The 17,400-nt window shown below is 75.1% G+C and carries 15 protein-coding genes and 1 riboswitch; of the genes, 8 read left to right on the top strand and 7 right to left on the bottom strand.

The genetic code is table 11. From position 1 onward, the window contains the following. Positions 1-18: 18 nt before the first annotated feature. Positions 19-519 carry an Asp23/Gls24 family envelope stress response protein gene (locus K7472_RS21955; protein ID WP_222980223.1) on the bottom strand — a complete coding sequence of 167 codons (501 nt, stop codon included), beginning with the start codon at positions 517-519 and terminating at the stop codon, positions 19-21. Positions 520-697: 178 nt separating this feature from the next. On the opposite strand from K7472_RS21955, the gene K7472_RS21950 reads away from it, so the two are divergent. Beyond that, entirely contained in the window at positions 698-1,408 is a 711-nt protein-coding gene (locus tag K7472_RS21950; protein WP_222980222.1) for a hypothetical protein, read from the top strand. A 14-nt stretch (positions 1,409-1,422) separates the two neighbouring features. On the opposite strand, the gene K7472_RS21945 is transcribed toward K7472_RS21950, so the two are convergent. The 6 genes from K7472_RS21945 to K7472_RS21920 form a co-directional block, all read right to left on the bottom strand. Continuing rightward, the gene (locus tag K7472_RS21945; RefSeq protein ID WP_222980221.1) at positions 1,423-2,235 is read right to left on the bottom strand and encodes an enoyl-CoA hydratase/isomerase family protein; all 813 of its coding nucleotides are present in this window, start codon (positions 2,233-2,235) and stop codon (positions 1,423-1,425) included. A gap of 433 nt (positions 2,236-2,668) precedes the next feature. After that, the gene (locus tag K7472_RS21940) at positions 2,669-2,890 is read right to left on the bottom strand and encodes a helix-turn-helix domain-containing protein (protein ID WP_241968362.1); all 222 of its coding nucleotides are present in this window, start codon (positions 2,888-2,890) and stop codon (positions 2,669-2,671) included. Between the two features lie 421 nt (positions 2,891-3,311). Beyond that, positions 3,312-4,910 carry an ABC-F family ATP-binding cassette domain-containing protein gene (locus K7472_RS21935; RefSeq protein ID WP_222980220.1) on the bottom strand — a complete coding sequence of 533 codons (1,599 nt, stop codon included), beginning with the start codon at positions 4,908-4,910 and terminating at the stop codon, positions 3,312-3,314. Between the two features lie 201 nt (positions 4,911-5,111). Continuing rightward, positions 5,112-6,476, bottom strand: coding sequence for a hypothetical protein (locus K7472_RS21930; protein ID WP_222980219.1), 1,365 nt, complete (start codon positions 6,474-6,476; stop codon positions 5,112-5,114). Positions 6,477-6,610: 134 nt separating this feature from the next. Then, positions 6,611-7,729 carry an alpha/beta hydrolase gene (locus tag K7472_RS21925; protein WP_222980218.1) on the bottom strand — a complete coding sequence of 373 codons (1,119 nt, stop codon included), beginning with the start codon at positions 7,727-7,729 and terminating at the stop codon, positions 6,611-6,613. Positions 7,730-7,810: 81 nt separating this feature from the next. Continuing rightward, the gene (locus K7472_RS21920) at positions 7,811-8,494 is read right to left on the bottom strand and encodes a class II aldolase/adducin family protein (RefSeq protein WP_372458018.1); all 684 of its coding nucleotides are present in this window, start codon (positions 8,492-8,494) and stop codon (positions 7,811-7,813) included. Between the two features lie 155 nt (positions 8,495-8,649). Between K7472_RS21920 and K7472_RS21915 the strand changes: the two genes are divergently transcribed. The 7 genes from K7472_RS21915 to cobO all read left to right on the top strand — a co-directional run bounded on the left by K7472_RS21915 (position 8,650) and on the right by cobO (position 17,386). After that, the gene (locus tag K7472_RS21915) at positions 8,650-10,041 is read left to right on the top strand and encodes an NAD(P)/FAD-dependent oxidoreductase (protein ID WP_222980217.1); all 1,392 of its coding nucleotides are present in this window, start codon (positions 8,650-8,652) and stop codon (positions 10,039-10,041) included. A 267-nt stretch (positions 10,042-10,308) separates the two neighbouring features. Beyond that, the gene (locus K7472_RS21910; RefSeq protein ID WP_222980216.1) at positions 10,309-11,547 is read left to right on the top strand and encodes an inorganic phosphate transporter; all 1,239 of its coding nucleotides are present in this window, start codon (positions 10,309-10,311) and stop codon (positions 11,545-11,547) included. Continuing rightward, complete coding sequence (locus K7472_RS21905; protein ID WP_222980215.1) at positions 11,544-11,834, top strand: hypothetical protein; 291 nt, start codon at positions 11,544-11,546, stop codon at positions 11,832-11,834. Before K7472_RS21910 ends, K7472_RS21905 begins: the two co-directional genes overlap by 4 nt. A gap of 179 nt (positions 11,835-12,013) precedes the next feature. Continuing rightward, a riboswitch (cobalamin riboswitch) is annotated at positions 12,014-12,142 on the top strand. Positions 12,143-12,196: 54 nt separating this feature from the next. Then, positions 12,197-13,162 carry a cobalamin biosynthesis protein gene (locus K7472_RS21900; protein ID WP_222980214.1) on the top strand — a complete coding sequence of 322 codons (966 nt, stop codon included), beginning with the start codon at positions 12,197-12,199 and terminating at the stop codon, positions 13,160-13,162. Beyond that, positions 13,159-14,739: a cobyric acid synthase gene (locus tag K7472_RS21895; RefSeq protein ID WP_252396016.1), complete on the top strand. Its 1,581-nt coding sequence runs from the start codon at positions 13,159-13,161 to the stop codon at positions 14,737-14,739. The genes K7472_RS21900 and K7472_RS21895 overlap by 4 nt, the downstream gene beginning before the upstream one ends. Continuing rightward, a complete protein-coding gene (locus K7472_RS21890; RefSeq protein WP_222980213.1) occupies positions 14,736-16,790 on the top strand; it encodes a putative cobaltochelatase in 2,055 nt (684 codons plus the stop codon). The genes K7472_RS21895 and K7472_RS21890 overlap by 4 nt, the downstream gene beginning before the upstream one ends. Next, positions 16,790-17,386 carry a cob(I)yrinic acid a,c-diamide adenosyltransferase gene (cobO, locus tag K7472_RS21885; protein WP_222980212.1) on the top strand — a complete coding sequence of 199 codons (597 nt, stop codon included), beginning with the start codon at positions 16,790-16,792 and terminating at the stop codon, positions 17,384-17,386. Before K7472_RS21890 ends, cobO begins: the two co-directional genes overlap by 1 nt. Positions 17,387-17,400 lie beyond the last annotated feature (14 nt).

Raw genomic sequence — 17,400 nt, 5'->3', positions numbered from 1 at the left:
CCGTCGTCGGTGTCCCGGTCACTGCCGCCGCCGGTCGTCCGCGTCGTAGCCGTCGTCGCCGTCGATCTCGTCGGGCAGCTTCACGTCGGCGACGGCCACGTTGACCTCGACGACCTCCAGGCCGGTCATCCGCTCGACGGCCGCGACGACGTTCTCCCTGACGGCGCGGGCCACGTCGGCGATGGAGACGCCGTAGTCCACCACGATGTCGATGTCGACGGCCGTCTGCACCTCGCCGACCTCCGCCTTCACCCCCCGGATCGGGGTCCTGGAGCCGCCGGGCACCCGGTCGCGCACGGCGCCGAGGGTGCGGGCGAAGCCGGTGCCGAGGGTGTGCACGCCGACCACGTCGCGGGCGGCGAGCCCGGCGATCTTCTCGACCACGCCGTCGGCGATGGTGGTACGGCCGCGCAGCGCCGGATCGCCGAGGTTCACGGAGCCGACGGCACCGCCCGGCGTCCTGCCGTGGTCGTCCACGTTGAAGCCTTCGAGCTGTTCCCGGTGCGCGGGCTCGGTCATCGCCAGTCGTCCTTCCGGTCGGTCCGGCCGTGCGGAGGCGTCCCGTCCAGCCTATGCACGCCTACCCGGACCCGCGTGGGGTTAGCGCAACCGCCGCGCCCGACCAGGTGACCGCGCGATCGCGGCGGCGCGGCGGGGCAGGATGGAGGGGCGAGCGGGTCGGACGAGGGAGGCGACGATGGCCACGGACGGCCTGACCGGCGCGGTGCGTGAGCGGATCGGCCCGGGCAGGCTGCTGCCGCTGGGCGACGCGGCGGACACGGCGTGGATCGCGGAACGGGCGGCGGTACGGGTGCTGCGCGCGGCGCTCGCGGGCTTGCCGGGCGCGGCGCTCGCGGACCTGCGGATCGACCCGGCGGAATGGCCGGCGCGGGACGGTGCCTCTCCTCCGGTGCCCCCGGTGCCCCCAGTGCCTCCGGGCGGGCTGCCGCCGGGGCCGCTGCGGATCGAGGCGGCGTTCGCGGCGACCCGGTCCCGGCCGTTGCCACGCACGGCCGCGATGGTCCGCGAGGCCCTGGCCACGAGCGCCCTGCGGGACGTCGGGCTGGTCGTGGCGGCGATCGACCTGCGGATCGACGACCTTCTGGAGGACGAGGAGGAGGGGGTCGGGGCGCCCGAGGCGGATGCCACGCGGGACGCGGACACGCCCGTGGCGCCGCGTGAGGGCGAGGAGCGCGAGGAGCGGGACCCGTTGCGTGCCGCCGTGCTCGCGGTCCCCGGTGTCGCCGCCGTCGCCTCGGCCGCGCGCCACTCGGTGGGCGGCACCCGGCTGGAGGTCGTCGTGCGCGAGGGCTACCGTGCGCTGGACGTGGCGCGGGCGGTACGCGACGCGGCCGTCGCCCTCGGCGGGACGGCGGCCGCGGTCGTGGTCACGGACGTACGGGCCTGACCCGGGAGGACCGGCTACTCCCCCAGGCCCGCCAGGTCCCGCAGCCTGCGGCCCTGGGCGGCGCGCTCGGCGACGCGCTGCTCCTCGTACGTGCGCGTGGACGCCTCGCGCAGCAGCGCCTTGGTCTCCACGACCGCGTCGCGCGGGGCGGCGAGCAGGGCGGCGGTGAGGTCCCGGGCGGCGGCGTCCAGGTCGGCGGCGGGCACGACGAGGTTGGCGAGGCCGGTGCGCTCGGCCTCCTCGGCGCGCACGAAGCGGCCGGTGGCACAGATCTCCAGGGCGCGGGCGTAGCCGACCAGGTCGGTCAGCGGCTTGGTCCCGGCCAGGTCGGGCACCAGGCCGAGGCTGGTCTCGCGCATCGCAAACTGCACGTCGTCCGCGCAGACCCGCAGGTCGCAGGCGAGGGCGAGCTGGAATCCGGCACCGATGGCGTGGCCCTGGACGGCCGCGACGCTGATGACGTCGTTCCGGCGCCACCAGGTGAACGCCTCCTGGTACTCGGCGATCGTCGCGTCGAGTTCCGCCTCGGGGCCGCGCGCCATGTCGAGGAAGGACGGCTCGCCGTCGAAGCCCTCGGGGGTGAACGCCTGCCGGTCGAGCCCGGCGGAGAACGAGACGCCCTCGCCGCGCAGCACCACGACGCGCACGTCGCCCGGCAGCAGGCGGCCGGCCTCGGTCAGCGCGCGCCACAGCGCGGGCGACTGGGCGTTGCGCTTGGCCGGGTTGCACAGGGTGATGGTGGCGACCGCGCCGTCCTCGACGGTGAGCCGTACCCCGTCCCGGTCGAGCAGCGGTCCGGTGGACGTGGCGGTGGTGGGGTCGGACATCGGGCACCTCCGGGCGGGCACAGACGGGATTACCGGTCGGTAATGAACCGAACAGTAACCACTCGCCCACTGGAGCGTCCGGCCGGGTACCGATTCCCGCGCCACGCGGACAGGCGCACCCGTCGCGGTGTCCGGCCCAGGCCGCCGACGAGCGCACGCCCGGGCGACGGGCAGAAACGCGGCCCGGGCGACGGGCAGAAACGCGCACCGGGCGACGGGCAGGTGAGCGATACGCCCACGCGGCGGCGCGGGAGTTCCACGCAGGGGCGGACGGACGCGCACCCGGCCAAGCCCCACAGGGCCCCGCACCCCCGCCGCCGAGGCGTACCCGGCGCGGGGGCGTCCGCACGCACCGCGCTCACGACGGCACGCGTGCCGTGCGTGTCGCATTGCGCTCCGGCGGACGACGGGCCGCCGGGCCCGGTGGGTCAGGTCAGACTGATGCCGCCTTCTTGCCCCGTGTCGCTCCGCCGCGACCGCGCAGAGTCACGCCGGACTCGCTGAGCATCCGGTGGACGAATCCGTAGGAACGGCCGGTCTCCTCGGCCAGCGCCCGGATACTCGCACCGGAGTCGTACTTCTTCTTGAGGTCAGCCGCGAGCTTCTCGCGCGCGGAGCCGGTCACCCGGCTGCCCTTCTTCAGAGTCTCGGCCACCCGTGCCTCCTCCAGGGAAGTGCGCTCTGTGACTCTCATGATCACCCCTACCGTGCTTCCTGGCCACCCATTCGACAAGACCTGTGAAACAACATCGGCGGCGTGCGGGAGCGGGCGCGCGGGGTGAAGCACACCGCACGCCCGGTTTTCGCGCTGTGACGTTTCTGCGGCTCTGTCCCGGCGTTCGCGAAAGCGCTGGTCATCACGGTGAGTAAGGACCACGAGGGCGGGTCGGCACTGATCGGTGAGTCGACTTGACGACAATCGGTTCCGCGTCAACCCGGGTACCAGCCCGGCTCACGCAGATGAAGGATCAACCGTCGGCCGAATGATCCATCAGGCTGACGGACCGGCCCCGCCGCCGCTGCGGGCGGCGGTCGGGGACGGCCGGAGGTGGACGGGAGAAGGGCGGCGCGGGGCGTCAGGCCAGGGCGACCAGGTCCGCGTAGTCCTCGCCCCACAGGTCCTCCACGCCGTCCGGCAGCAGGATGATCCGCTCCGGCTGGAGCGCGTCCACCGCGCCCTCGTCGTGGGTGACCAGTACGACCGCGCCGGTGAAGGTGTGCAGCGCGCCGAGGATCTCCTCGCGGCTGGCCGGGTCGAGGTTGTTGGTGGGCTCGTCGAGCAGCAGCACGTTGGCGCTGGAGACCACCAGCGTGGCGAGCGCCAGCCGGGTCTTCTCGCCGCCGGACAGCACGCCCGCGGGCTTGTCGACGTCGTCGCCGGAGAACAGGAACGAGCCGAGGATCTTGCGGATCTCGACGAGGTCCATGTCCGGGGCGGCCGAGCGCATGTTCTCCAGGACCGTGCGGTCCGGGTCGAGCGTCTCGTGCTCCTGCGCGTAGTAGCCCATCTTGAGGCCGTGACCGGGCTCGACCTTGCCGGTGTCGGGCTGCTCGACGCCCGCCAGCAGCCGCAGCAGGGTGGTCTTGCCCGCGCCGTTGAGGCCCAGGATGACCACCCGGGAGCCGCGGTCGATGGCGAGGTCGACGTCGGTGAAGATCTCCAGCGAGCCGTACGACTTCGACAGTCCCGAGGCCATCAGCGGGGTCTTGCCGCACGGCGCCGGGTCGGGGAAGCGCAGCTTGGCGACCTTGTCGGACTGCCGGACCTCGTCCAGCCCGGCGAGCAGCTTCTCGGCGCGGCGGGCCATGTTCTGCGCGGCGACGGTCTTGGTGGCCTTGGCGCGCATCTTGTCGGCCTGCGAGTTGAGGGCGGCGGCCTTCTTCTCGGCGTTGGCCCGCTCGCGCTTGCGGCGCTTCTCGTCGGCCTCGCGCTGGGCCAGGTACAGCTTCCAGCCCATGTTGTAGACGTCGATGACCGAGCGGTTGGCGTCCAGGTAGAAGACCTTGTTGACGACCGTCTCGACGAGGTTGATGTCGTGGGAGATGACGACGAAGCCGCCGCTGTACGTCTTGAGGTAGTCGCGCAGCCAGAGGATGGAGTCGGCGTCCAGGTGGTTGGTCGGCTCGTCCAGCAGCAGCGTGTCGGCGTCGGAGAAGAGGATGCGGGCCAGCTCCACCCGGCGGCGCTGACCGCCGGACAGGGTGTGCAGCGGCTGGCCGAGCACGCGGTCGGGCAGGCCGAGCGCGGCGGCGATGGTGGCCGCCTCGGCCTCGGCCGCGTAGCCGCCCTTGGTGAGGAACTCGGTCTCCAGGCGGCCGTACTTCTTCATCGCGTTGTCGCGTGTGGCGCCCTTGCCGGTGGCCATCCGCTCCTCGTTCTCGCGCATCTTGCGCAGCACGGTGTCGAGTTCGCGGGCGGACAGGATGCGGTCGCGGGCGAGGGTGTCGAGGTCGCCGGTGCGCGGGTCCTGCGGCAGGTAGCCGATCTCGCCGGAGCGGGTGACGGAACCGGCGGCGGGCTGGCCCTCGCCCGCGAGGACCTTGGTGAGCGTGGTCTTGCCGGCGCCGTTGCGGCCGACCAGGCCGACGCGGTCGCCCTTGGCGATGCGGAACGAGGCGGATTCGAGGAGGACACGGGCGCCGGCGCGCAGCTCGAGGCCGGTGGCGGTGATCACGGAAGGAACTCCAGGGCATGGTGGACGGCGGACTGGAAGGGGGTGCGCGCGTGGCGCGGGGTGCGCGGGGCCTGGCCCGCTTCGCCGCCGTCTAATCCGTGAGAAGTACTGCCATGGGAGGCAGTCTACCGGGGCCCCGCAAACCGTTTTGCCCGCGCGGCGGCGCCCCGGTCCCCCGCGCCGGGACCGGCCCGGCGCTCCTCACTCCCCGCCGCGGTGCACCTCGAAGGCCGCGCGCCGCACGGCCTTGGCCAGCGCCGGGTCGGGGTGCGCGGAGGCCAGCGCCACCAGGACCTGGACGGTGCGCGGGTGGCCGGTGGCGCGCACCTCGTCCAGCAGGCTGGGCAGCGAGTCCTGCACGGCGGTCTCCAGGTGGCCGACGAGCAGATGGCTCTCGCCGTGGTCGGCGACAGCGGCGGCGGTGTCCACCCACAGCCAGGTGGCCTCCTCGCGGGTGAGCAGCGCGGCCTGTTCGTCCGGCTCGCTGCCCTCTTGTTCTGCGAGCCACAGCAGCGCGTACGGGCGCAGGACCGGTTCTCCGGTCACCGAGCGCACCGCGGGCTCGGCGGGCGCGCCCACCGTGCGCAGCGCCTCGAAGGCCAGCCCGCGCAGTAGTGGGTCGTCGCCGCGGGCCACCTCCAGGAGTTCGCCGACGGCCGCGCGGACCGGGCGGGCGGCCAGCCACGCCTTGTACTCGACGCGGGCGGGGCCGGGCGAGTACTGGGCGCAGGCGCGCAGCAGGTCCTCGGCGGACTGCTCGATGTGGCCGGCCGGGCCCTGGGCGGCCACGCAGATCTGCTCCAGCTTGACCCACACCGCCCAGTTGCCCAGCGCGGTGAGCGCCACGTCGGCTCTCTCGTCCGCTCTGGGCCGCAGCGCGCCGACGGCGACCAGCGCGTCCAGCGTCCACCCCAGCAGCGCGGCGAGCGGGTCGGCGGTGCCCGCGGGGTCGTCGGCGGGCGGCTCGTGGCGTTCGGTGCGCAGTTCGGCGACGCGCTGGCGCAGCAGGTCCAGCAGGACCGGTACGGCGACCGGTCCTGAGGACAGGTGGAGCAGCGACAGCAGCTGCGGGGCGGCTTCGATGACCTCGGCGACGAGGGAGGGGTCGGCGTCGGCGGGCGCGAGGTGGCACAGCGACCAGGCGTCGAAGAGGGCGACCCAGCCGCGCAGCGCCGCGGTGTCGTCGCGGTCCCAGGCACGCAGCCGCCAGCCGGGGCGGGCGGTGCCGTCGTACAGCTCGACCAGTCCGGCCAGCCGCGCCCTGTCCCATGCCGCCCGCGCCTGATCCTCCGTCAACTTCGTTGCCGAGGCGGCCTGTTGGAGCGAATCGGCGGGCAGGGCGCCGTTCGGCGCGGGGTGGCGGACGCGTCCGTCGGCCCAGCGGGCGAGGCGCACCGCGTCGGCGAGCACCGCCCGCGCCCTGGCGGCGAGTTCGGCGGACCCGGGGGTGCCCTCGGGCGGACGGGGCGGCCCGGTGCGGCGGGCCGACGCGGCCCTGCGCACAGCCGCGATCGGCTTGTCGTCGACCAACCGGAGCCTGGTGTCACGCTGGGAACGGGACGTCACAGGAGAAGTCTTACGGGTGAGCCCCCGGATTCCCAAACGAGCGTGCGTCCGGTCGCGCGCCGCGAGCCCCCGCGACGCGCTCCGCTTCGCCGTGCGGGCGGGCCCCTCGGCCGGGTGCGCGCCGCGCGTCGGCCTCACATCAGCGGGGTGAGGAAGCGCCGCAGCGCCTCCTCGTAGCCTTCCGGTGCCACGTTCCACATCTCCTGGTGCCCGGCGCGCGGCACGGTGTGCAGGGTGACCAGATCCGGCCGCCGCCGGGCGAACTCCAGGCTCGCACGGTACGGCGAGACGGTGTCGCCGGGGCCGTGCGCGAGGAGGACCGGCAGACGCAGCCGGGCCGGGTCGGCGGAGCCGGTGAGCCGCTCGGCGTGCAGTCCGGTGCGGCCCGCGGCGGCCCGGGTGGCGAGCGGCAGCAGCGCCTGGGGCATGCCGCGCTCGCGTGCCACCGCGCGGACCACTGCCTGCCAGTCGAGCACCGGCGAGTCCAGCACCAGGCCGGTGATCCTGTCGCGCAGCGGGGAGTGGTCGGCGACCCGCAGCGCCATGGAGGCGCCGGTCGACCAGCCGTACAGGACGACGTGCTCGGCCCCGTAGCGCACGGCGTGCCGGACGGCGGCGTCCACGTCGCGCCACTCGGTGTCGCCGAGGTGCCCGATGCCGTCGGGCGACTTGGGGGCGCCGGGGTCATTGCGGTAGCTGACGTGCAGCACGGGGAACTTGAGCCGGTACAGCAGGGGCAGCACGACCATCGGGTGTTCCCTGGTGGTGCCCAGGCCGTGCACGGCGATCACCCAGGTGGCGCGGGCGCCGGGGACGAACCACGCGGGCAGCGGCCCGAGTTCGCCCTCGACGCGGTCGTCGGCGTACTCCAGGCCCAGCGCCTCGCGCGGGTCGACCGCGTACACCTGCGGGGTCAGCCGTACCCGCTCGCCGGGCTCCAGGGTGCCGTACTGCACGCGTTCCAGGCGGCGGGTGACGCTCGCGGGCGCGGTGGCCAGCACGTCGCCGACGGCGGCGTGGCAGTGGGCGCCGGTCAGGCCCAGCAGGCCGGGGCGGGCCGAGGCGAGGGAGCGGGTGAGGGTGACCCGGTCGCCGGTGACCTCGTGGACGGTGAGGCTCTCGCCGGAGCCGTCGAGGGAGACGTCGGGGCGGGGCCTGAGCGCGAGGCCCGACGCGTACCGGCCCGCCGCCACCGCGGCCGCGCCGGCACCCACACATGATGCGGCGACGGTGGCCGCTACACGGATGCGCATCCCTCCCAGTGTCGGCGTCTTCGGGCGCGTACACCAGTGGGCGGGCCCGGTCGGGTGAGCGGGCGGCGCGGTCCGGGTCGGTCAGGCTCCGGGCTGGCCGTAGCCGCGCAGCCGCTCGACGACGCGGTCGATCTCCTGCGGGGGCAGCACCGCGGGCGTCCCGGCGGCGGAGGCCAGCAGCCAGACGCGGCACATCCACTCCAGTTGCGCGGTGTCGTCGAAGGCGCGGCGCAGGGTGGAGGCGTGCACCAGGGTGCCGTGGTTGCGCATCAGGCACCCGGTGCGGTCGCGCAGCGCGGTCAGCACCGCGCGGGCCAGGTCCCCGGTGCCGTACGTGGCGTACTCGGCGACCCTGACCGGTCCGCCGAGCGCGGCGCACATGTAGTGGACAGCGGGCAGTTCGGCCACGAGGGTGGAGACGGCGGTGGCGTGCGGGGCGTGGGTGTGCACGACGGCGCGGGCGTCGGTGGCGCGGTAGACCGCCAGGTGCAGCGGCAGTTCGCTGGTGGGCCGCAGCCGTCCGGCGCGGATCCCGCCGTCCAGGTCGACGGCGAGCAGGTCGTCCGGGCCGAGCCGGTCGTAGGGGACGCCGGTCGGGGTGACCAGCACCAGGTCGCCGACCCGGGCGGAGACGTTGCCCGAAGTGCCGACCACCAGCCCTTCCTCGGCGGTCCGCCGGGCGGTCTGTACCAGTTCGTCCCGGGTCTCGCGCAGCTCGGTGTCCGCGTCGCGCGGCCCGGCGGCGTCCGGCGTCTCGTCCGTCACCCGCCGCACTCTAGCGGTCCCGGCGGCGGTGTCCGGATCGGCGCCCGATCCTGACAGGTTGACCGTTGCCGGGCCCGCGGCAGGGCAGTAACGTCCCGCCCACCAGCAGCTTCACCGGTGTGCGCACCGGTCGCGACTCGACGCAGGGGCATCCCATGACGACCGTCAACGGCGGCATCTCCTTCTGGTACGCGGACACCGGCGTCCCCGTGCCGCGTGAGCCGCTGCCCGGGGACATCTCGGCCGACGTGTGCGTGGTCGGCGGCGGCTACACCGGGCTGTGGACGGCGTACTACCTGAAGAAGGCGGTGCCGTTCCTGCGGATCACCGTGCTGGAGCGGAAGTTCTGCGGTTACGGCGCCTCCGGGCGCAACGGCGGCTGGCTCTACAACGGCATCGCGGGCCGCGAACGCTACGCGAAGCTGCACGGCCACGACGCGGCGGTCGCCCTCCAGCGGGCGATGAACGAGACCGTGGACGAGGTGATCCGGGTCGCCGAGGAGGAGGGCGTCGACGCCGACGTCCACAAGGGCGGGGTGCTCGAAGTCGCCTACACCCCGGCGCAGTTGAGCAGGCTGAAGGCGTTCCACGAGGCGGAGGCGGCGTTCGGGGAGACCGACCGGCTGCTGCTGGGGGCGCGCGAGACGGCCGAGCGGATCCGGGTGGCGGGCACGGTCGGCGGTTCGTGGACGCCGCACGGCGCGCGGATCCACCCGGTGAAGCTGGTGCAGGGGCTGGCCCGGGCGGTGGAGGAGCTGGGCGTGGTGATCCACGAGTCGACCCCGGTCACCGAGATCAGGCCCAAGCACGCGGTCACGCCGTACGGGACGGTGCGGGCGCCGTACGTGCTGCGCTGCACGGAGGGGTTCACGGCGGCGCTCAAGGGCCAGAAGCGGTCCTGGCTGCCGATGAACTCCTCCATGATCGCCACCGAGCCGCTGCCGAAGGAGGTCTGGGAGACCATCGGCTGGCAGGGCCGCGAGACCCTCGGCGACATGGCGCACGCCTACATGTACGCCCAGCGCACCGCCGACGACCGGATCGCGCTGGGCGGGCGCGGGGTGCCGTACCGCTACGGCTCGCGCACCGACAACGACGGACGCACGCAGGCGGCCACCGTCGAGGCGCTGCGGGAGATCCTGGTGCGGTTCTTCCCGGCGACCGCGGGCGTGGCGATCGACCACGCGTGGTCGGGTGTGCTGGGCGTGCCGCGCGACTGGTGCGCGAGCGTCGAGCTGGACCGGGCGACGGGCCTCGGCTGGGCGGGCGGCTACGTGGGCAGCGGCGTGGCGACCGCCAACCTGGCGGCGCGCACGCTGCGGGACCTGGTGCGGCTGGACTCCGGGCAGGCCGGGCCGACGGAGCTGACGGCCCTGCCCTGGGTGGGCCACCGGGTGCGGCGCTGGGAGCCGGAGCCGCTGCGCTGGCTGGGCGTCCACGGCCTGTACGCCGCCTACCGGCTGGCCGACCGCCGCGAACTGGACGCGTACAGCGCGCAGACGGACCCGGTGGCGCGGGCGGCGGACCGGGTGTCGGGGCGCGGCTGACAGCGGGCGGACGGCCTTCGGCGGCGAGTGACGCATCACACCCGGGTGGGCCGCGAGCCCCGGGGCAGGCGGGTCCGCGGGAGCCGTCCGGCCGTGCCGCGCACGGCTCACGCGGCCCTTCCAGGTGGGCCGCCCGGAGGCGTCGTTGAGGGGATCCGGCGCGTTCCCGACCCCCCGCACCCGGAGGTCGCGGCCAGTTCACCTTCCGTTCACCATGGGTCCGTACGGTCGCCGCGTCTCTGATCGTTCAAACGATTGTCCGGGTGAATGGAACACCTCACGCTGCTCATCGGAGTCGTGATCGTCACCGCCCTCGCGTTCGACTTCACGAACGGGTTCCACGACACCGCCAACGCCATGGCGACCACGATCTCGACCGGCGCGATGTCACCCAGACTGGCCGTGGCCATGTCGGCGGTGCTCAACCTGGCCGGTGCCTTCCTGTCCGTCCAGGTCGCCAAGACGATCTCCGGCGGCATCATCGACGAGAAGTCCGGCATCAGGCCGGAAGTGATCTTCGCGGGTCTGGTCGGCGCCATCGTCTGGAACCTGGTGACCTGGCTCGCGGGCCTGCCCTCCAGCTCCTCGCACGCGCTGTTCGGCGGCCTGATCGGCGCGACGCTGGTCGCCGTCGGCGCGCACGGCGTGCACGGCGAGGCGGTCGTGATGAAGGTCCTGATCCCGGCGGTCGCCTCGCCGTTGGTCGCCGGGGCCGCCGCCGCGCTGGCCACCCGGCTGACGTACCGGATCGGCCGGAACGCCGACCCGGAGTCGACCCGCAAGGGCTACCGCGCCGGGCAGATCGCCTCCGCGGGCCTGGTCTCGCTGGCGCACGGCACCAACGACGCGCAGAAGACCATGGGCGTCATCACCCTCGCGCTGATCACCGGCGGCATCATCGCCCCCGGCTCCAACCCGCCGGTCTGGGTCATCCTGTCCGCCGGCACCGCGATGGCGCTGGGCACCTACATCGGCGGCTGGCGGATCATCCGCACGCTGGGCAAGGGCCTGACCGACGTCCAGCCGCAGCAGGGCTTCGCCGCGCAGTCCGGTGCGGCCACCGTCATCCTCGCCTCCTCCCACCTCGGTTTCGCGCTGTCCACCACCCACGTGGTCTCCGGCGCGGTGCTGGGCTCGGGCGTGGGCCGCAAGGGCGCGGTGGTGCGCTGGGGCACCGCGGGCCGGATGGGGCTGTCCTGGCTGATCACGCTGCCCGCCGCCGGTCTGGTCGCCGCGGGCGCGACGGCCGTGGCCGACCAGGGCACGTGGGGCGTCGGCGTGGTCGGCGTGCTGGGCCTGCTGGTGTGCGCCGGGGCCTACGTGCTCGCGCAGCGCAACCGCGTCGACCACACCAACGTCAACGACGTGGCGCCGGTGGGCGGTTCCGCGCCCCTCACCCCCGCCGTCGCCGGGGCGGGCGCGTTCGACGCGTTCGGCGGCGAGCTGGCGGCGACCATCCCGGCGCCCGCGCAGGCGGCGCCCGTGACCCGGAAGGCGGCGCTGTGAGCATCGACTGGGGAGCGCTGGGCTCCGTCTTCGGCGTGAGCATCGCGGTGACGGTGGGCCTGGTGGGGCTGTTCACCCTCGGCATCGTCGGCCTGGGCGACCGGGCCACCGCGACCGCCTCGACCGCCTCGACCACCTCGACCACCGAAGGACGAGGCGCCGAAGGACGACGTGCCGACGGCCGGAGCGGTGGTGGCCGCGGGCCGCTGGTGCGCGCCGGCGCGTACGCGTGCTTCGCGGCGTGCGCCGTGGCCGTCGCCTACGGGATCTGGCTGATCGCGGGCTGAGAACCGCGTCCGGGGCCGCCCCGGTGCTCCCCCCGCGCGGGAGCACCGGGGCGGCCTCTCGTCGTGTCGCCCGCCGTGCCGCGTGTGGGCCTGCGCACACTCTCCCGCCGCAGGTCAAGGGGAAGTTGACGGCCGATGCCGGGCGTGGTGGACTGCCCGGTGCCAAGCGGCGACAGGAGAGGAAGCCGGTGCGAGTCCGGCGCGGTCCCGCCACTGTCACCGGGGAGCGCGACCCCCTCCCGAGCGCCACGGCCGTGCGAACGCGGCTGGAAGGCCGGGGGCCGCGCGGATCCGGGAGCCAGGAGACTCTCGTCGCCGGTCACGTCGAACCAGGGCGCGGACCCTGAGTGAGGACTCCCGCCATGCCCGGCACCCGGCACGCCCTGACGTACGCCTGCGGCGCCGCGCTGGGGTACGCGGGCGACCTGCTCGCCGGTGATCCGCGCACGGGCCATCCGGTCGCCGCGTTCGGCCGCGCGGCCGGGGCGGTCGAACGCCGCCTGTGGCGCGACGACCGGGGACGCGGCGCACTGCACACGCTCGCGTGCGCGGGCGGCGCCGTGGCGCTGGCCGCGGGCGCGCACCGGCTGACCCGCGACCGTGCGACCGCCTCCGTCACGCTCACCGCCGCCGCGACCTGGGCCGTGCTGGGCGGCACCTCGCTGGGCCGGGAGGCGCGGGCGATCGGCGCCGCGCTGGAGGCCGGTGACGTCGAGGCGGCCCGCGCGCGGCTGCCGCATCTGTGCGGGCGCGATCCGCAGGCCCTGGACGGTCCCGGGATCGCCCGCGCGGTGGTGGAGTCGGTGGCCGAGAACACCTCGGACGCGGTGGTCGGCGCGCTGGTGTGGGGCGCGGTCGGCAGCGTGCCCGGGCTGGTCGGGTTCCGCGCCGCCAACACCCTCGACGCGATGGTCGGTCACCGCTCGCCGCGCTACCGCCGCTTCGGCTGGGCGTCGGCGCGACTGGACGACGTGCTGGGCTTCCCGGGCGCACGGCTGACCGCGGCGCTGGCGGCGCTGGCCGGTGGCGACCCCGAAGGCGCGCGGCGGGCCCGGCGCGCGGACGCGCCGCGTCACCCGAGCCCGAACGCGGGCGTCGTCGAGGCGTCGTTCGCCGGGGCGTTGGGGGTGCGGCTCGGGGGGAGGCTGTCGTACGGCGGCCGGATCGAGGACCGCCCGGTGCTCAACGCCGCCGGGCGCGCCGTGGAGCCGGTGGACATCGAGCGGGCGGTGCGGCTCTCGCGCCGGGTGGGCGCCCTGGCGCTCGCCGGCACGGTGGCCGCCCGGCTCGCCTGGTCGGCGGCGCGCCGCCGGAAAGGAGCGGCATGACCGGGGGCGGGACGATGGGGGCCGGGCGGACCGGGGCGGGCGGCGGGCTGCTCGTCGCGGGAACGACGTCGGACGCGGGCAAGAGCGTGGTGACGGCGGGCATCTGCCGCTGGCTGGCCCGCCGGGGTGTGAGCGTCGCGCCGTTCAAGGCGCAGAACATGTCGCTCAACTCCTACGTCACCCGCGAGGGCGCCGAGATCGGCCGGGCGCAGGCCATGCAGGCCCAGGCGGCCCGGGTCGAGCCCAGCGCGCTGATGAACCCGGTGCTGCTCAAGCCGGGCGGGGACAGCAGCAGCCAGGTGGTGCTGCTGGGCAAGCCGGTCGGCGAGCTGAGCGCGCGCGGCTACCACGCGGGACGGCAGCGGGAGTTGCTGGGCACGGTCACCGACTGCCTGGCCGAGTTGCGGCGCACCCACGACGCGGTGATCTGCGAGGGCGCGGGCAGCCCGGCGGAGATCAACCTGCGCGCGACCGACATCGTCAACATGGGCCTGGCGCGCGCCGCGCGGCTGCCGGTGGTGGTGGTCGGCGACATCGACCGCGGCGGCGTCTTCGCCTCCTTCTTCGGCACGACCGCCCTGCTGAGCGCCGAGGACCAGGCGCTGATCGCGGGCTACGTCGTCAACAAGTTCCGCGGCGACGTCTCGCTCCTCGAACCCGGTCTGGAGATGCTGCGCGACCTGACGGGGCGTCAGACGCTCGGGGTGCTGCCGTACGCGCACGGCCTGGGCATCGACGAGGAGGACGGCCTGCGCGTATCCATGCGCGGCGCGGTGCGCGAGTCGGTGGTCGCTCCCCCGTACGGCGACCAGGTGCTGCGCGTCGCGGTGGCCGCGGTGCCGTTGATGTCCAACTTCACGGACGTGGACGCGCTCGCCGCCGAACCGGGCGTCGTGGTGCGCTTCGTGGACCGCCCCGAGGAGATCGCCGACGCCGACCTGGTCGTGCTGCCGGGCACCCGCGGCACCGTGAAGGCGCTGCGCTGGCTGCGGGAACGCGGGCTGGCCGACGCGGTCGCGCGCCGCGCCGCCGAGGGCCGCCCGGTGCTGGGCGTCTGCGGCGGGTTCCAGGTGCTGGGCGAGACCATCGAGGACGAGGTGGAGTCGCGCGCGGGCACGGTGGAGGGCCTCGGCCTGCTGCCGGTGCGGGTGCGCTTCGCGCGGGACAAGACGCTGGCCCGCCCGTCCGGCAAGGCCCTGGGCGAGCCGGTCGAGGGCTACGAGATCCACCACGGCGTGGCCGAACTCCTCGGCGGCGCCGAGGAGTTCCTCGACGGCGTGCGGGTGGGCGCGGTGTGGGGCACGCACTGGCACGGCTCGCTGGAGAGCGACGGCTTCCGCCGGGCGTTCCTGCGGCGCGTCGCCGCCGACGCGGGCCGCCGCTTCGTCCCCGCCCCCGACACCACGTTCGCGGCGCTGCGCGAGGAGCAGTTGGACCGCCTGGCGGATCTGATCGAAGAGCACGCGGACACGCGGGCGCTGCTGCGGCTCATCGAGGACGGCGTGCCGGAAGGCCTGCCGTTCCTGCCGCCCGGAGCGCCCACGGCACCGCACCCGACCCAGGAGCCCACCCGATGAAGAACTACCCCTTCACCGCCGTCGTCGGCATGGACGACCTCCGGCTGGCGTTGCTGCTGAACGCGGTGAGCCCAGCGGTGGGCGGCGTCCTCGTACGCGGCGAGAAGGGCACGGCCAAATCCACCGCCGTACGGGCCCTGGCGGCCCTGATGCCGGACGTCGACGTGGTCGAGGGCTGCCGCTTCAGCTGCGACCCGGCCGCTCCCGACCCCGCCTGCCCCGACGCCCCGCACGGCAGCGGCCGGGCGACCGCCCGCCCCACCCGCATGGTCGAGCTGCCGGTCGGCGCCTCGGAGGACCGTCTCGTCGGCGCGCTGGACATCGAACGGGCGCTGGCGGAGGGCGTGAAGGCGTTCGAGCCGGGTCTGCTGGCCGCCGCGCACCGCGGGGTGCTCTACGTGGACGAGGTCAACCTCCTCCACGACCACCTGGTCGACCTGCTGCTGGACGCCGCCGCGATGGGCGCCTCCTACGTCGAGCGCGAGGGCGTCTCGGTGCGGCACGCGGCGCGTTTCCTGCTCGTCGGCACGATGAACCCCGAAGAGGGCGAGCTGCGCCCGCAGTTGCTCGACCGCTTCGGCCTGACCGTCGAGGTGGCCGCCTCGCGGGAGACCGACGAGCGGGTCGAGGTGGTCCGCCGCAGGCTCGCGTACGACGAGGACCCCGCCGCGTTCGCCGCCCGCTGGGCGCACGAGGAGGAGGAGTTGCGCCAACGCGTCGTCGCGGCACGGGAGTTGCTCCCCTCGGTGCGGCTCGGTGACGACGCGCTGCGGCAGATCGCGGCGACCTGCGCCGCGTTCGAGGTGGACGGCATGCGCGCCGACATCGTGATGGCCCGCACCGCGACCGCGCTGGCCGCGTGGGCCGGGCGCGATGCGGTGACCGAGGAGGACGTGCGGCGGGCGGCGCTGCTGGCGCTGCCGCACCGGCGCCGCCGCAACCCGTTCGACGCGCCGGGCCTCGACGAGGACAAGCTCGACCGGACGCTGGAGGAATCGCGCGGCGACACCTCCGAGTCCGACGACGGCCCGCACGACGGTCCCGAGGACGACCCGGAGCCGGACGGGCCGGGCCCCGACGGGCCGGGCGGCGGAGGCGGCGGGCTGCCGCCGCGGGGCGGCCCGGACGACGCCGCTCCCCCGCGCGAGCCCGCCGAGCCCTCCGACCCCGCCGAGGGCGAGAGCCCCGCGCTGCCCCGGCAGTCGCAGGGCTCGCCCGCGCCCGAGCAGGCCCCGGTGGCCGCGGGCGAGCCGTTCAGGGCGAAGGCGCTGACGGTGGCAGGACTGGGCGAGGGGGTCGCAGGTCGCCGCTCCCGGGCCCGTACCGACCACGGCCGCACCACCGGCGAGCGCCGCCCGCAGGGCGCCCTGACCAAGCTGCACCTGGCCGCCACCGTGCGCGCCGCCGCGCCGCACCAGCGAGCCAGGGGCCGCAGCGGTACCGGGCTCGTGGTACGCCGGGACGACCTGCGGCAGGCGGTGCGCGAGGGGCGGGAGGGCAACCTCGTGCTGTTCGTGGTGGACGCCTCCGGCTCGATGGCGGCCCGGCAGCGGATGTCGGCCGTCAAGGGCGCGGTGCTGTCGCTGCTGCTCGACGCCTACCAGCGCCGCGACAAGGTGGGCCTGGTGACCTTCCGCGGCTCGGGCGCCGATCTGGCGCTGCCGCCGACCTCGTCGGTGGAGGCGGGCGCCGCGCGGCTGGAACGTCTGCCGACCGGAGGCCGCACGCCGCTGGCGGCCGGGCTGCTCAAGGCCCGCGAGGTGCTGCGGGTGGAGCGGCTGCGCGATCCGTCGCGCAGGCCGCTGCTGGTCGTGGTGACCGACGGCCGGGCCACCGGCGGTCCCGACCCGCTCGCGCTGGTCTCCCGCGCCGCGCGGCTGCTGGCGGCCGAGCAGGTGGCCTCGGTGGTCGTGGACTGCGAGAGCGGCCCGGTGCGGCTGGGTCTCGCCGCGTCGCTGGCGGACCGGTTGACCGGGACCGTGGTGACGCTGGACGAACTGCGCGCGGACACCGTGTCCGGGCTCGTCCGTGACGTGAGGAGGGCAGCGTAGTGCCGCAGGGCAAGCCGAGTGTCGTGCCGGACGACGGCCTGACGACCCGTCAGCGCCGCAACCGTCCGTTGACGATGGTGCACACCGGGCCGGGCAAGGGGAAGTCGACCGCCGCGTTCGGGATGGCGCTGCGCGCCTGGAACCAGGGCTGGCCGGTCGGGGTGTTCCAGTTCGTGAAGTCCGCCAAGTGGCGGGTCGGCGAGGAACGGGCGCTGCGGGTGCTGGGCGAGTCCGGCAAGGGCGGCGCCGTCACCTGGCACAAGATGGGCGAGGGCTGGTCCTGGGTCCAGCGCGACCTGGACAGCAGCGAGGAGGCGGCCCGCGAGGGCTGGGAGCAGGTCAAGCGGGACCTGGCCGCCGAGACCTACCGCTTCTACGTGCTGGACGAGTTCGCCTACCCCCTGCACTGGGGCTGGGTGGACACCGACGAGGTGATCGCGGTGCTGGGCGAGCGCCCCGGCACCCAGCACGTCGTCATCACCGGCCGCAACGCGCCCGCCGCGCTGCTGGAAGCGGCCGACCTGGTGACCGAGATGACCAAGGTCAAGCACCCGATGGACGCCGGTCAGAAGGGCCAGCGGGGCATCGAGTGGTGAACGCCGCCCCGTCC

The organism is Streptantibioticus parmotrematis, assembly GCF_019890615.1.
Lineage (GTDB): Bacteria > Actinomycetota > Actinomycetes > Streptomycetales > Streptomycetaceae > Streptantibioticus_D > Streptantibioticus_D parmotrematis.
The sequence above is the reverse complement of the archived record's forward strand: the minus strand, read 5'-3'. Positions and strand labels throughout refer to the sequence as shown.

What these genes read in the sequence shown, in the direction of transcription:
- K7472_RS21910 (WP_222980216.1), top strand. Translation starts at nt 10,309, where the DNA reads ATGGAACACCTCACGCTGCTCATCGGAGTCGTGATCGTCACCGCCCTC.
- K7472_RS21950 (WP_222980222.1), top strand. Translation starts at nt 698, where the DNA reads ATGGCCACGGACGGCCTGACCGGCGCGGTGCGTGAGCGGATCGGCCCG.
- K7472_RS21890 (WP_222980213.1), top strand. Translation starts at nt 14,736, where the DNA reads ATGAAGAACTACCCCTTCACCGCCGTCGTCGGCATGGACGACCTCCGG.
- K7472_RS21955 (WP_222980223.1), bottom strand. Translation starts at nt 519, where the DNA reads ATGACCGAGCCCGCGCACCGGGAACAGCTCGAAGGCTTCAACGTGGAC.
- K7472_RS21915 (WP_222980217.1), top strand. Translation starts at nt 8,650, where the DNA reads ATGACGACCGTCAACGGCGGCATCTCCTTCTGGTACGCGGACACCGGC.
- K7472_RS21945 (WP_222980221.1), bottom strand. Translation starts at nt 2,235, where the DNA reads ATGTCCGACCCCACCACCGCCACGTCCACCGGACCGCTGCTCGACCGG.
- K7472_RS21895 (WP_252396016.1), top strand. Translation starts at nt 13,159, where the DNA reads ATGACCGGGGGCGGGACGATGGGGGCCGGGCGGACCGGGGCGGGCGGC.
- K7472_RS21925 (WP_222980218.1), bottom strand. Translation starts at nt 7,729, where the DNA reads ATGCGCATCCGTGTAGCGGCCACCGTCGCCGCATCATGTGTGGGTGCC.
- K7472_RS21900 (WP_222980214.1), top strand. Translation starts at nt 12,197, where the DNA reads ATGCCCGGCACCCGGCACGCCCTGACGTACGCCTGCGGCGCCGCGCTG.